Source organism: Rhodococcus sp. USK10 (assembly GCF_019378875.1).
GTDB classification, from domain to species: domain Bacteria; phylum Actinomycetota; class Actinomycetes; order Mycobacteriales; family Mycobacteriaceae; genus Rhodococcus_F; species Rhodococcus_F pseudokoreensis.
In genome coordinates this window covers 3,392,020-3,403,947 of the sequence record NZ_CP076048.1, presented here as the reverse complement: position 1 = coordinate 3,403,947, position 11,928 = coordinate 3,392,020, and the positions used below count along the sequence as shown (strand labels likewise).

The 11,928-nt window shown below is 61.0% G+C and carries 11 protein-coding genes; 8 read left to right on the top strand and 3 right to left on the bottom strand.

The features are described from left to right. Positions 1 to 2: 2 nt before the first annotated feature. A complete protein-coding gene (locus tag I1A62_RS22665) occupies positions 3 to 788 on the bottom strand; it encodes an SDR family NAD(P)-dependent oxidoreductase (protein WP_124394146.1) in 786 nt (261 codons plus the stop codon). Positions 789 to 1,087: 299 nt separating this feature from the next. Between I1A62_RS22665 and I1A62_RS22660 the strand changes: the two genes are divergently transcribed. The 5 genes from I1A62_RS22660 (at position 1,088) to I1A62_RS22640 (ending at position 6,025) form a co-directional block, all read left to right on the top strand. After that, positions 1,088 to 2,506: an MFS transporter gene (locus tag I1A62_RS22660; protein ID WP_124394147.1), complete on the top strand. Its 1,419-nt coding sequence runs from the start codon at positions 1,088 to 1,090 to the stop codon at positions 2,504 to 2,506. 165 nt (positions 2,507 to 2,671) lie between these two features. After that, positions 2,672 to 3,874 carry a cytochrome P450 gene (locus tag I1A62_RS22655; protein ID WP_219459939.1) on the top strand — a complete coding sequence of 401 codons (1,203 nt, stop codon included), beginning with the start codon at positions 2,672 to 2,674 and terminating at the stop codon, positions 3,872 to 3,874. A gap of 14 nt (positions 3,875 to 3,888) precedes the next feature. Beyond that, a complete protein-coding gene (locus tag I1A62_RS22650) occupies positions 3,889 to 4,119 on the top strand; it encodes a ferredoxin (RefSeq protein WP_124394149.1) in 231 nt (76 codons plus the stop codon). A gap of 236 nt (positions 4,120 to 4,355) precedes the next feature. Further along, positions 4,356 to 4,676: a DUF4286 family protein gene (locus I1A62_RS22645; protein WP_124394150.1), complete on the top strand. Its 321-nt coding sequence runs from the start codon at positions 4,356 to 4,358 to the stop codon at positions 4,674 to 4,676. An 8-nt stretch (positions 4,677 to 4,684) separates the two neighbouring features. After that, entirely contained in the window at positions 4,685 to 6,025 is a 1,341-nt protein-coding gene (locus I1A62_RS22640; RefSeq protein WP_219459938.1) for an FAD-dependent oxidoreductase, read from the top strand. Between the two features lie 394 nt (positions 6,026 to 6,419). Here the strand turns inward: I1A62_RS22640 and I1A62_RS47255 are convergent, their stop codons facing one another. Then, positions 6,420 to 6,677: a hypothetical protein gene (locus I1A62_RS47255; protein ID WP_374710841.1), complete on the bottom strand. Its 258-nt coding sequence runs from the start codon at positions 6,675 to 6,677 to the stop codon at positions 6,420 to 6,422. Between the two features lie 812 nt (positions 6,678 to 7,489). Between I1A62_RS47255 and I1A62_RS22635 the strand changes: the two genes are divergently transcribed. Beyond that, on the top strand, positions 7,490 to 8,254 hold the full coding sequence (locus I1A62_RS22635) for an FCD domain-containing protein (protein WP_308340773.1): 765 nt from the start codon (positions 7,490 to 7,492) through the stop codon (positions 8,252 to 8,254). Between the two features lie 475 nt (positions 8,255 to 8,729). Here the strand turns inward: I1A62_RS22635 and I1A62_RS22630 are convergent, their stop codons facing one another. Next, positions 8,730 to 10,184, bottom strand: a complete 1,455-nt coding sequence (locus tag I1A62_RS22630; protein ID WP_124394153.1) for an aldehyde dehydrogenase — start codon at positions 10,182 to 10,184, stop codon at positions 8,730 to 8,732. A gap of 237 nt (positions 10,185 to 10,421) precedes the next feature. On the opposite strand from I1A62_RS22630, the gene I1A62_RS22625 reads away from it, so the two are divergent. Together I1A62_RS22625 and I1A62_RS22620 are read left to right on the top strand one after the other, a co-directional pair. Then, positions 10,422 to 11,036: a PaaI family thioesterase gene (locus I1A62_RS22625; RefSeq protein WP_192581994.1), complete on the top strand. Its 615-nt coding sequence runs from the start codon at positions 10,422 to 10,424 to the stop codon at positions 11,034 to 11,036. A gap of 111 nt (positions 11,037 to 11,147) precedes the next feature. Next, positions 11,148 to 11,798, top strand: coding sequence for a TetR/AcrR family transcriptional regulator (locus I1A62_RS22620; RefSeq protein ID WP_192581995.1), 651 nt, complete (start codon positions 11,148 to 11,150; stop codon positions 11,796 to 11,798). The last annotated feature ends 130 nt before the right edge of the window (positions 11,799 to 11,928 follow it).

Genomic DNA, 11,928 nt, shown 5'->3' with positions numbered 1-11,928 from the left:
GTTCAGTCGGTTTGGCTTCGACGGGCGGTGCTGCCGCGGGCTCCGCCCGTTGCATAGAGGATCTGGCCGGAGACGAACGACGAATCCTCGCTGGTGAAGAATGCGATGACATTGGCGAGATCGGATGGCTGGGCGACCCGTCGGAGGGGTATGTCAGCCGCTGCGGACGTGATCAGCTCGTCGAACGACATGTTTCTTTTCGTCGCCAGGGCCCGCGTCATCTCCGTGATCGTGAAGCCGGGAGCGACAGCGTTGACGTTGATGTTGTCCGGACCGAGTTCGAGCGACAGTGCCCGAGTGAGCCCCTCGATGCCTGACTTCGCCGCACTGTAGTTCGCCTGCCCGATGTTTCCTTGCGCAGACGTGCTGCTCACTAGGACAATCTTTCCGAAGTGCTGTCCGATCATGTGTTTGGCTACCGCTCGGACGCAGTTGAAAGCACCGGTCAAGTTCACATCAACGACGAGTGACCAGTCGTCGTCTGAGATGTCCAGAATGGCCGCGTCGCGTAGGACCCCGGCGCAGCACACAAGGACGTCGATCGAACCGAGGGTGCCGATGCAGCTGTCGACGGCAAACTCGACTTCGGCCGAGACGGTGACGTCGCACGCTAATGGCAGCGCACTCCGGCCGAATCCTTCGACGTCTCGTGCGGCGTCCTCGAGCAGGTGGAGTTCGCGATCGACAAGTGCGACATCGAGGCCATCGGAGGCAAGGCGGTTGGCAACTGCGCGGCCGATACCTTGAGCGGCGCCGGTGACAAGGGCAACTCTTCGTTTGGTGCTCATCGTTCCTCGTTTTCTCTCTGCACCCAGCTGGAAACGATCGTTGGTGAGGGCGTAGTGTCGCCGCAGGCACACTGTGTGACTGGAGACACATGCTATGTGATTCTTATAAGAATAACAATCAAAGTACCGATATAGATCATGTAGCCCTCGCGACCTGCGACGACGCTCCTCGGGCGAGGTGTGTGAACCCCATGGTTGTGCCGCAAATCATAGGCAAGCCTTGACGTGATCCAGTGCATAGGTAATATTCCTTACAAGAATTACCCTCAAGGTTAGCTTCCCGTGAAGGAGACAGTTGCATGGCCGACTCTCACCCCGCAGATGGGCCTTTGGTGGCGCCGCCCCCTATTGCAGGAAGAGCTTCCTCCGGTTCGTCGTATACGCGGAATCTTCCGCCGCGGGACCTGACTGCTCAGAGCTCGAAGACCGAACCGATTGCGCCGAATCGGAAGGTCATTATTGCTGCATCCATCGGAACGTTCATCGAGTACTTCGACCTGGTCCTTTACGGCGCTCTGGCCGCAATCATGGCGACGGTCTTCTTCGCCGGCGAAGACGACGTGAGCGCGTTGCTCAGCACTTTTGCCGTCTTCGCCCTCGCCTTCGTCGCTCGGCCACTGGGCGGGCTGTTTTGGGGACCACTAGGCGACCGTATCGGCCGAAAGCGAGTCCTTTCGACAATCATCATCGTGATGTCGGTGTCGACCGCACTCGTCGGGCTGATCCCCAGCTATGACTCGGTTGGCGTTGTGGCTCCTCTGGCGCTGGTGATACTCAGATTCATTCAAGGCATCTCGGCGGGGGGCGAGATGCCGGGGGCTGCCGTCTACATAGTCGAGTACGCACCGAAGCACCGGCGTGCTTTTCAGGCCAGTTTTCTTCAGATGGGCGCAAGTTCGGCAATGCTTGCCGGTCTGCTCGTCGGCGCGGCGTTGACGGCGACACTCTCGCACGATGCCCTCTACAGTTGGGGCTGGCGCATCCCGTTCCTCCTTGCCCTGCCGATCGGCGCCGTTGGGCTCTACATCCGAACCAAGCTCGAGGAGACGCCAGTCTTCCGAGCAATCGAAGAGGCAGGCGCGCGGAGCCAAGGCCCGGTCATGTCGCTGGTGTCGAGTGTGACAGGCTGGAAGTTGATGGGAAGGGCCCTCCTGTTTTCGCTGCCGACTCAGCTCACCGGGTACATGATCTTGACTTACATGCCCAGTTTCCTCAAGAAGAACTCCGGGCTGAGTGCGACGGAGGCGCTCCTGGCCATTTCGGTTGCTACCGTGGTTATCTTGGTGTGCCAGCCGCTCGGCGGTCTTCTCGCTGACAAGGTCGGCCGCCGACCGATGCTGTTCTTCTGTTCTGCCGGGATCATCATCGCGGCTTACCCCACCTTCGCGCTCCTTCTGCAAGGCGGGATGGCGTTGTCGATCCTGGCCTTGTGTCTGCTTGCGATCCCGTTTGCATTGGCCAGTGGGAATCAATTGGCGGCGTCCCTGGAGATTTTTCCGACCAAAGTCAGATTTACCGGCTTTGCCCTGGTGCTCGGTGTTGCGGTGGCAACGCTCGGCGGCACTGCGCCATATGTCTCGACCTGGCTTGTTCAGCAGACTGGCAGTCTCTACTCACCGGCGTTCTATCTGATGCTGTCAGTATTGCCAGCGCTACTCATTGCACCGTTCCTCCGGGAAACATTCAGGGATGACCTGAGTCGCAACGATCCAATCTGAGGAAATCGAAATGCCGGCAATTGACGATCATTCGACGCGAATGCTCGACATCCGAGGCAGTCAGTGCCGGCGTACTTTAAACGTTGATCGGTAAGACCTACCTCGCCGTGTCGTCACACGATAGGGAAAGGCACCAAGGCGCAAGTCCTTGACAGACAGAAAAGGTTGAGTTCGAAGCTGAAGACAGCAACATTCAATCCGCTCGACCTCGAGTACCAGGTCAACCCCTTCCCCTTCTATGAGCAACTCCGGGAAGAGTCGGTTGTCTGGGTCGAGCCTCTGAACGCATACTTCGTCGGCCGCTACGACGACATCTACGACATAGTAAGAAAGCCGGAGATCTTCTCCCACCGACGTTTTGAGGAGCTCTCGAAGGGAGAGTTCAACCCGGTGCCCGACGCCCGCTCCCTGTTGTCATCAGACCCGCCCGGCCATACGCATATGCGTAAGCTTGCGGCGACCGGGTTCAAGCCCTCGCGGCTCAAGCAGCTTGAAGGTTTTGTTGCCGAGTTGTCGCAGTCATATCTTGACGGATGTATTGCCAATGGCCAGCCGTTCGATTTTCAAGGCGACTTCGCCGACCGAATCCCGATCGACATGATCAGCAAACTCCTCGGCGCCGACAAGACGAGACACGAAGATTTCAAGCGCTGGGCCAACGAGATTCTGTCTGCAGGCCAACGGGCATCCATGAACGTTCAGCAGCTAGCTCGCATCCAGGAATCAGTTGACGGCGCGCGCGACTACTTCACTGCACTGATCGCAGAGAAGCGTGACGCTCGCGGCGACGACATTCTGTCGGCCTTCCTGGATGCCGAGGTAGACGGCGATGTTCTAACCGAGCGAGAGATCTTGGGACTGGCGATCCTTCTGTTGATCGGAGGCGTCGAGTCGACTGCACACCTGATCGGCAACACAATGTTCGCACTGTGGAAGTTCCCTGAACAGTACGAATTGGCAAAGAGCAACCCAGACCTCATCCCGAACATGATCGAAGAGAGTCTGCGCTTTGATTCTCCTGTACAAACCGGTTTCTTGACCACCAACATCGACGTTGAAATTGGTGGCATGGTCATTCCCGCCGAGTCAGCTGTGGTGGCGGTCTGGGGCGCGGCGAACCATGATCCGGAGAAGTTCCCCGATCCTGGGAAATTCGATATCACCCGAGACACGCGTGGCCATATGGCATTTGGCCAAGGTCCGCATTTCTGCCTCGGATCCGGGCTGGCGCGGCTGGAGGCCAAGACTGTGTTCAATCAGCTTTTCGAACGGGTGCCGAACCTGCGGCCCGCAATGCCACTCGAGCAGGTGCAGCAGATCCCGTCGTACTGGGTTCGTGGTCTGATCGAGCTTACGGCAGCGTACTGAGAAAGGTCGTTTTGATGCTGATCACTACAACGAATGGTACAGAGCTCGAGGTATTGGTCGACAAAGGCACCTGTGCGAGTTCTGGTGCCTGTGTGTACTCCGCGCCAGAATTCTTCGAGTTCGACAACGCAGACGAGGCGCAGATTGTTGACGGCGCCGATCCGATGGATGAGGCAGCGTTGCGGGAGATCGCATACAACTGCCCGGCCGGTGCGATCAGAGTTGAGCAGGTGGCGGACGACTGACTCTCAGCACAGCACGGCGCGCCCTACTGTCGGTGGCGTTAACCCATGCCTGCAGAAGTGCGTTCGAATCCGGGTGTCTAACGGTCACGGATCTCGACAGTCACGGAACTGACGGGGAGCAATCCTTCCCGTCGGTCTGCGCCGGCATGCGGCTGGGACTGCGCAGATCGAACGGGAGGCAGTGCCGACTTCGAAATCAGTAGTCGCGCTATGAAAATTGGAAGGTTGTGGATCGTATGGCAAAGGGTTTGTATCTAGCATTCACGCACCCGCACAGCCCAGAGACCGAGACCGAGATGAATGAGTGGTATTCCACCCTCCATCTGCCAGAGGTTCTCGCACTGGACGGGATCGAGAGCGCGACACGGTATCGCTCGATCGAGCACGATTCGACGTATAAGTATCTAGCGGCGTACACGCTGGAAGGTGACCTCCACGCGATCGTCGCTCGGCTCCACGCCGAAGGGCCGAACCGAACACCGACGTCGTCCACGCGCAAGGATCCGGGAGCAGACTTTCGGCTGTTCGAGTTTGTTGAACAGCAGCGGAGCAGGTGAGCGCTTCAATGACTGATGCGATGGAATTCGAGTGCGATGTCGTCGTTATCGGCGCGGGAATGGCCGGTTTGACCGTCGCATCCCGTCTGGCGAAGTGCGGAGCCTCGGTCGTGGTGCTCGAGAAGAGCACTGAAATCGGCGGAACCGCACGTGGCTCGGGAGGCTACGTGTGGACGCTGCCGGACGCGCAAATCATGAGTCGCCAGGCGGCGTCGGGTGATCCGAAACTGCAGCACGTAATCTTTGAGGAATTCGAAGCCCTCGTCGATTGGATGCGTGCGTTGGGCACGCAGGTCGAGGGACCGCATGCTGTCATGAGCGGTCGAGGCTATCACGTGGACATCATCGGTTACCTCGACCGCTGTCATCGTGCGATCGTGTCGAATGGTGGAAACATACTGCGAAACAGCAGGGTTCAAGGGCTACTGACGAACGCTGGTGGTGCTGTGTGCGGTGCTGTGGTCGTGGACGACGCGGACGAACAGGTTGCAATTCGCGCGTCGTGGATCATTCTAGCGACGGGCGGATTCACTGCCGACCCCGGACTCACTGAGGAGTTCATCGGCCGCCGCGACGTACCGATGCGAGTTCGAGCAAGCAAGAACAACGTAGGCGATGGGCTGGTTCTGGCGCGTTCGGTCGGTGCGACGACAGCCACCTCCTCCGGCTTCTATGGACATATGGTGGGAACGTCGATTCCTCTTGACGACCTCGAAACCATGCGAACGTACGGGCTCTACCACTCGGATCATGCGCTGTTGCTGGGTCGGGATGGATTTCGATTTGTCGACGAGAGCCTCGGCGATCACATGAGCGTCCAAAGTGACTACTTCGTGACGGAGGGGGCTGCGGCTCTGGTGTGGGACGAGCGCATCAACCGGGACGTTGTCACGAAGCCTTGGATCCAGGGAAGCCCTGGCGAGGATCGCTTTGCCATCGCTCGCGAAGCCGGCGCGCGAACTGTCAAGGCCGCCAACTTGGATGATCTTGCCTCGGGACTGGATGAGTGGGGATTCGACGGCTCGCGGGCAGCTGAAACGGTGAGGAAGTTCAACTCCGACATGGAGTCCGGTGGAATCCCCGACCCGGAACGCAGACACCATCGCTCGCCGCTCGCTGAGCCGCCGTACTATGTGATCGAGGTTTCGCCCGCGATTACCTTTCCATACGGTGGACTGCGTGTCGACGAGCACTCCCGTGTGCTCGACGCAAGAGGCGCACCGATCGGTGGCCTGTTGGCAGTCGGGTCCGATGTCGGTGGCATCATGGGGCCGGACTACACCGGTGGACTGTGTACCGCCGGTTCGTTTGCCATCCGCGCCGCTCGTACCGTGGCGGCAGGTTCGTGAGCGCCGGCCGGCGGCAAAGTCTGTCGCTGGGTTTTTCGCAGGCACCACCCGAGTGGACGTACATCGTCCGCATCAGGTTGCTTCCGGCGGCCGCTGTCGACGACTTCAGAACCTGGTATGACGAACACCACCTGCCGCGTATATTGGCGTTGCCCGGGTTTCATTGGGCCAGCAGGTACGAGTCAGCGGGCCGTCACTTCATCACCATGTACGCGGTCGACGGTCCAGCAGTCTTCGAATCAAAGGAGTATTTGTCGCTACCAGGCTGGGAGCATTGGCGTCCATTCATTACGGATTGGACCAGGTCGCTGTACCGGCTTTCGGATAACCTGGGGCATCGCGGACGGGATTAGGCACGAAGTGCGCGATGAATCGACCTCGGTCGGGCACGCAGTCAAGCGTGCCAGGGTTCCCTCGTCGGCTGGGGGAATGGTGCGGTTGGCCGGGCCCACCCGCAGTGCCACGTACCGCGGGCGCATCCCCCGCGGCCGAGACCGCATCGGCGCGGTGCGCGAGGGAGCCCCTGACCGCGACGAGGTTGATCAGGGGGCCGGTCGGTCAGTCCCCGGCGACAGGTGGCCGAGCCGCCGTAGCCGGCGTCGGCGGCGATCACCGGCGGGACCCGGCCCCAGGATGTCGGCTCGTCGAGCATCTCGAGTGCCATCGCCGACTTGGTGCGGGGCACACTCACGGCGACCTGACGGTTCCCGGCCTTGCCGAGGGTGCCCGAGTATTGGCGGGCTACGCACGGCGGTCCGTCCCTGTCCTTGGAGAATCCGGGTGTGGTCGATCCCCGATGCGTGGGGTGTGATCAGTTCGCATACATTGCGGGACAGTATTTTCCGGACCGAAATCACGTCCCAGGCCTTCGGCTGCATCGACTTGCGGCGCCCGTCGGGCATCAACCCCGCGCGTCTATGCCCGCGGTGGCACGCTGGTCCTTGCGTGTGACTGAGGAGAACATCTCGTCGGCAAACGTATCGAGGCGTTCTCCGGCGTCGGTCAGGGCCGCGGCGTCCACCTCGTCATCGCCTCGAGAATCACGCCGAATCTCGAGCCCTCTCGACGAGAAGTGGCGGACCAAACACAGTCCTACTAGTATCCGCCGGTATCGGGTCGCGAGGTGAGCACCTGCCGTCCAGCTTCACCGCACGGGGATCCGGCTCCGCCGATGGCCAGGCCGGCTGGAGCGTCTGTCACGGGTCGCGATATCTGAAATGCGCGCCGCACAACTCGTCGCGTGCATTTGAGATCCTGATCGACACGCACGAACAAGACGTGCCTTGGCTACACAGATACTTTAGATTATATTCCTTGTAACCGAACCGGCTCGGGGATTGCCTTCCGCAAGGAGGACGCGTAGGGCGCTGAACGTAGGGAGGTGCAATCCAACCCGAAGGGTGCAGAACGTTTAGGGTTGCCCTCGCCGGTACAGCCGCCACCAGACGAAACGGAAAACCTAGATTGAACGGTCCCGAAGCTCGGCCCAGTACCCGGGTACCCAAGGCCTCCGACGTCCTCGCGAATACGTTGAAAGTGCGAATTCTCAGCGAGGGACTTCGGGCTGGTGAACGCCTCCCCTCGGAGGCTCAGCTGATCGAGGAGTATCAGTTCAGTCGCGGTACCGTGCGTGAGGCGCTGCGCATGCTTGAAAGCGACGGCCTCGTGCGCGTCCGCCGTGGCCCTCACGGTGGGATCGAGGTCGCATCCCCGGATGCGTCGCGGGTGACCAGGTCGCTTGCTGTGCTCTTCGCGTTCGACCGAACGCCCATGTTGGATTTGGTCGATTTCCGACTGGTGGTCGAGCCGGGTGCGGCTGCGATGGCCGCTCGCGATGCGACACTCGAGCAACGCCAGAAGCTGTTGGATACGGTGAAGTCCGAGGCGAATGACACCGTTCAGCACTCCCTCCAGTTTCATCGTGAACTCGGTGTTGCCACCAACAACGGCTTCATGCGCACCATCCTGACCGCGCTGCATGCAGTGCTTGAATGGCAGACCAAACCGCAGATACTCTCCGACTACGATCAAGCAGAATCCGGGGCTGCCCACCTGGCCATCGCAAAGGCGGTCAGTGCGGGCCATGCGACCAAAGCCGAGCGTTTGATGCGTGAGCATCTCGAACAGTTCAGGCAGGTACTTGAACGCGAGGGGCGATTGGATGATCCCATAGTTCCGAGACCGGACGCGGATTCGGCCATTCAGATGCCGAGCTCTGCGTGGTACTGATGAACGAAACCGACCGTCCGGCGTGATGCGCTGGATCTAGAACTCCCACGGACTGTGGGTAAGTTCGCCCCGGGCGATCAACGACCAGTGACTACCCTGCGGCTGTTCCGATTCGGCGAATACACGTAACGTCTCTCGGCAGTCATCGGGTTCGAACTGAGCACTCGATCGCAATGTGTAGAACGATTCCCCGGGCCAAGTCCGCAGGGGTTCTCGGGTTCCGTCCGAACACTCCAGAGATACTTCATCGTTCGGATCGGTTGGGGATGAGTTTCTCGCGGAAAGACGCTCCACGATGTCAACAGGTCTGGTTGGCGTATATATGTGATCGCCGAACTGGACGAGCAGGACGCCGCCGACTGCCGTTCGGCTCTCGAGCTTCTCGTTCATGGGGCCTCGCGAAGTGAAAGCTTTGGCTTTGGCACCGCCCCGCCCCGCGAACGTGATGTGGTACGCGGGGCGGGCAGACGATGGATCAGAGCCGAATCTGGACGTTCTTGATGGTGGTGTACTCGAGGATGCCGCCGATGCCGCCGAGGCGTCCGAGCCCGCTTTGCTTGACACCGCCGAATGGTGCGTTGGCGGCGGCAGGTGCAACGCCGCCATTGATCCCGACGTTGCCGGTTTCGAGCGCGGCGGCGACTCGTAGTGCTCTGCTGAGATCGTTGGTGTGGATATAGCCGGCCAAGCCGTACTGCGAGGCGTTCGCCATCTCGACGGCCTGGTCCTCGTCCTCGAATCGAAGCGCGGACAGGACCGGTCCGAAGACCTCGTCCTGAGCGAGCTCACTGGAGTTGTCCACATCGCCGAACAATGTGGGAGCGATCATGTAACCGGGAAGATCCAGGCGCGTACCGCCGGTCAGTAGCGTCGCCCCCTGCTGCTGCGCGCGGTCGACCATGCCGAGTATCCGCTCGACAGCTCGTGCGTTGATGACTGGGCCCATGCCGGTATTCGGATCGATTGCGTCGCCGACCTTCAGTCCCTGCATCAAACCTGCCAGGGTTTCCACATACTGGTCGTAGATGTCGGTGTGCACGATGAACCGGGACGCCAGGGTGCACGCCTGTCCATTGGTGACCAGCAGCCATCCCAGCGCCTCCTGGGCTGCCTTGGTGACATCCGCGTCGGAAAACACCAGGTCGGCGGACTTACCGCCGAGCTCGAGGACGCAACGTTTGCCCATTTCGGCGCATTTGGTGGCGATGGCGCGGGACGTTGCTGTGCCGCCGGTGAAACTGATCATGTCCACCCCGGGATGTCCTACGAGGGCTTGTCCTGCCTCTGCGCCCCCAGGCAGGACCGACACGACGCCGGGCGGAATTCCTGCTTCCTGACAGAGCTTGCCGAACAGGCTGGCGCTGAAGGGCGCGAGTTCCGAGGGCTTGATGATGACGCAGCAGCCGGCGGCGAGTGGGGGCAGCGCGCACATGCCCAGTGAACCCACCGGACCGTTCCACGGAATGATGACGCCGACCACGCCCACCGGTTCGACGAGTGTGTAGTCGAAGATCTCGCCGGGAGTGCTGGGGACGACCTCACCGGACAGTTTGTCGGCTGCGCTTGCCGCGTAGTCGGTCCAGTTCAGTGAATTCTCGACCAAAACACCCGCCATCGAGATCGGGATTCCACTCTCGAGGGCCTGGACGGTGTGCAGCTCGTCAGCGTGCGCCCGCATGAGGTCTGCCAGCTTGGTCAGGGTTCGCCGACGCTTGACGGGATCCCATTTGCGCCATGTGCGGAAGGCTTCGCGCGCGGCGGTCACTGCTTCGTCGACCTCGGCGGTGCCCGCGAGCGGAACGGAGGCCTGCGAGAGACCCGTCGATGGATTGATGTGATCGTACGCGCCGCCGGTCGATGTCTGCCTGAATTTTCCTCCGATGAGGAGGTCGGCCGACAGGAGATCGGAGTGTTCGACGGTAGCGGTCATATGAATGACACCTTTCGAGAAGTGTGAGATCCGGTCCCGCGAGACGTCGTCCGGTTTGGGGACGCCGCGGGCCGATCGATCGCGATTCGGGCTTCCATGCGAAAACATATGTGGCTCGAATCACTATGTCAACAACCTTGTTGATGCGAAATCGGCTAGGGTCAACTATTATGTTGACAACACATCTGCGCGGTCACGATCGTGCTACGAAACGTTGCCGAGAGGGGCTTTCACGACATGCCTGAGGTGAACATTCCGCCTCATCCCTGGTGGCACTCCGGAATGCAACCGGATCGGGGAGGGCGCCAATACGGAGCGCTGGTCGAAAGCCTCCGTGAGCTGGTCGACACCGTCGCAGGAATCGAGGCGACGCACTCGGAGCTCGTCCAGGCGACGGCCGCCGTGAACGCAATTTCGGCCGACCTCCGCGACCATGTCGTGCCGGGTGATCACCAGATCGCGGGAACACGCCTTGATCTGCCCGGACGCGGTCATCCCGGTGTAGTTCCCTACGTACCGACCTCATGGACCGAGGAGCGGATGTCGGCCCGAGTTCGGTTCGGACGTACGTACCTGGGCGACCGCGCCGCGGTCCATGGGGGAGCGTTGTCGCTTCTTTTCGACGAGATTTTGGGGCGCTTCGCCAATCATGGTCGGGAAGGCGCTCGAACCGCGAGATTGCAGGTCGAATACCGCAAGGTTGTCCCACTCGATCGGAACCTCGATGTCGAGGCCTGGGTATCGGACCAGCAGGGGCGCAAGCTGACGATTGCGGGCCGCCTCACGGATGGTGACCACACCCTCGCCGAGGCCGAGGCGCTCTTCGTGGTGCTACGAGAGGGGCAGCCCTGAACTTGTGTCGGGTAGGGGGCATTCAGACAGGGGGAGTCCCGGCCGCTGCGTTCCGCGCAGGTCGTAAGGTGGTTTCTCGATGTTGTAACGGTGTTGGTGGAGGGGTGCGCAATGGCTGACCAGCCCAGTGGTATCGGTGTTCGGCGCCGCAACGCCCGCGAGGAGTCGTCCGAGGTCTACGACGAGCGTCGCGAGCAGTTGCTGCGTGCTGCCGCGAAAGTATTCCGGGCGAAAGGGTTTCACGCCACGAGTGTGTCCGATATCGCCGCCGAGTTCGGCAGCGACCGGGCGTCTCTGTACTACTACGTGGGCAGCAAGAAAGAACTGTTCGAGATGGTGGTCGAGCAGGCGGTCCTCGAGAATGTGCAGATGGCCGAGCAGGTTCGTGACGGTACGGGCGAGCCCGCGGCGAAGTTGCGGGAGATCCTGGTCGGGTTGATGCGCTCGTACGACGCAAACTATCCACAGCTGTTCGTGTTCTTGCAGGAGGACACGGATCGGCTGGCCGGCAAGGACGAGGCCTGGCGCGAGCGCATGCAGGAGTGGAGTCGGCGGTATTTCCGAGCGGTGCGGGATGTGATCGGGGCCGGGATGGAGTCCGGTGTGTTCGCTTCGCAGTTGCCGGTGGCGGTGATCGCTCAGGGTGTAGTGGGTATGGTGAGTTGGTCGCATCGCTGGTACCAACCCGATACGGGTGTTCCGGCCGAGCAGATCGGCGCCGGCTTCGCCGACATGCTGCTCGACGGGTTGACCACCCATTGAGTGCTCGTCTCATCACGGTAGCTGCCTGAAGCGGGTGAGCACGTGGAGGTGGACGAGCTTCCCAGCTGCATTGGAGGCATTCGACGACCTCGACACTGTCGGGAACCCCGAGCTGCCTGAAAAGCCCCGG

Coding starts and splice junctions, on each gene's coding strand:
- I1A62_RS22665 (WP_124394146.1), bottom strand. CDS start 788: ATGAGCACCAAACGAAGAGTTGCCCTTGTCACCGGCGCCGCTCAAGGT.
- I1A62_RS22660 (WP_124394147.1), top strand. CDS start 1,088: ATGGCCGACTCTCACCCCGCAGATGGGCCTTTGGTGGCGCCGCCCCCT.
- I1A62_RS22650 (WP_124394149.1), top strand. CDS start 3,889: ATGCTGATCACTACAACGAATGGTACAGAGCTCGAGGTATTGGTCGAC.
- I1A62_RS22645 (WP_124394150.1), top strand. CDS start 4,356: ATGGCAAAGGGTTTGTATCTAGCATTCACGCACCCGCACAGCCCAGAG.
- I1A62_RS22640 (WP_219459938.1), top strand. CDS start 4,685: ATGACTGATGCGATGGAATTCGAGTGCGATGTCGTCGTTATCGGCGCG.
- I1A62_RS47255 (WP_374710841.1), bottom strand. CDS start 6,677: ATGCTCGACGAGCCGACATCCTGGGGCCGGGTCCCGCCGGTGATCGCC.
- I1A62_RS22630 (WP_124394153.1), bottom strand. CDS start 10,184: ATGACCGCTACCGTCGAACACTCCGATCTCCTGTCGGCCGACCTCCTC.
- I1A62_RS22625 (WP_192581994.1), top strand. CDS start 10,422: ATGCCTGAGGTGAACATTCCGCCTCATCCCTGGTGGCACTCCGGAATG.
- I1A62_RS22620 (WP_192581995.1), top strand. CDS start 11,148: ATGGCTGACCAGCCCAGTGGTATCGGTGTTCGGCGCCGCAACGCCCGC.